Source organism: Streptomyces sp. NPDC048349 (assembly GCF_040651925.1).
Lineage (GTDB): Bacteria > Actinomycetota > Actinomycetes > Streptomycetales > Streptomycetaceae > Streptomyces.
Genome location: NZ_JBEZLA010000151.1, coordinates 1 through 1,302 on the forward strand (window position 1 = coordinate 1; position 1,302 = coordinate 1,302).

Genomic DNA, 1,302 nt, shown 5'->3' on the forward strand with positions numbered 1-1,302 from the left:
GGCGGTTTCTAGGGATCGTCGCAACACGTAGTCGGTTTGATCAGGTCGCGAGGAGTTTACGCAGGCGCTCGGCTGGGGTTTCCCAGTCGAGCGTTTTGCGTGGGCGGCCGTTGAGCTGGGCGGCGACGGCGTCGAGGTGGTCGCGGGTGTGGACCGAGAGGTCCGTGCCCTTCGGGAAGTACTGCCGTAGCAGGCCGTTCGTGTTCTCGTTCGAGCCGCGCTGCCAGGGGCTGGCCGGGTCGCAGAAGTAGACCGGGACGTCGGTGGCGACGGTGAAGGAACGGTGCGAGGCCATCTCGGAGCCTTGGTCCCAGGTCAGGGACCGTTTCAGGTGGGAGGGCAGGGTCTGGACCGTGGCGATGAGCGCGTCGCGGACGTGTTCGGCGCTGCGGCCGTGGGGCAGGTGCAGGAGCATGACGTAGCGGGTGGCGCGTTCGACGAGGGTGCCGATCGCCGAGCTGCCGTCCTTGCCGATGATCAGGTCGCCTTCCCAGTGGCCGGGCACGGCCCGGTCTCCTGCTTCCGCGGGCCGCTCGCTGATCATGACCATGGGGTCGGCGAAACGGGACTGGCGGGAGGTGGCCTGGCGGTGGGGTTTGCGGCGGGCGCGTCCACTGCGCAGGGCGCCGGCGAGCTCTCGCCGCAGCTCTCCTCGTCCTTGAACGTAGAGAGCCTGGTAGACGGTCTCGTGGACCACGTGCATCTCCGGCCGGTCGGGAAAGGTTCTGCGCAGAGCCTGGCAGATCTGCTCCGGGCTCCACCGCTGGTCCAGGCCCGCCTGGACGGCGGCCCGCAGCTCGGGGTTCTGCCCGATCTTGCCGACCTTGGGGCGTGGGCGGCGGGCATCGGCGCGGGCCTGGGCGGCGAAGGGCCGGTACTGACCATTGCCGGGGTGCCGGTTGCGGCGGACTTCACGACTGATGGTGGAGGGGCTGCGGCCCAGCTCGGCGGCGATCGCACGGATCGTCCCCCGCTCACGCAGCCGGTCGGCGATGTGGATGCGGTCGGCCTCACGCAGGTACCGCGATGACACGGAAGGCGGCACCACCGCATGCAATGGTGGTGCCGCCTTGTTCCCGCCCGACGTATTACGTCCGTTGCGCCAGCGTCTGCCGGTCTTCGGGTTGATCCCGACGATCCGGCACGCTTCCTTGTTGTTCAGGCCTTGCCGCATGAGCTGGGAGTATGCCGCCCGCTCCTGAGTGAGCTTCCTGGCTCCCTGCGGCTTCCGGTCCCCCCGGATCTCGAAGTCCATCGCACCCCTTGTGCTGGGGCGTTGCAACGACTCCTAGAACCCAAGCT

General features: G+C 68.8%; 1 protein-coding gene. It reads right to left on the reverse strand.

From position 1 onward, the window contains the following. Positions 1 to 40 precede the first annotated feature (40 nt). On the reverse strand, positions 41 to 1,255 hold the full coding sequence (locus AB0D44_RS34365) for an IS30 family transposase (RefSeq protein WP_362598842.1): 1,215 nt from the start codon (positions 1,253 to 1,255) through the stop codon (positions 41 to 43). Between the last annotated feature and the right edge of the window lie 47 nt (positions 1,256 to 1,302).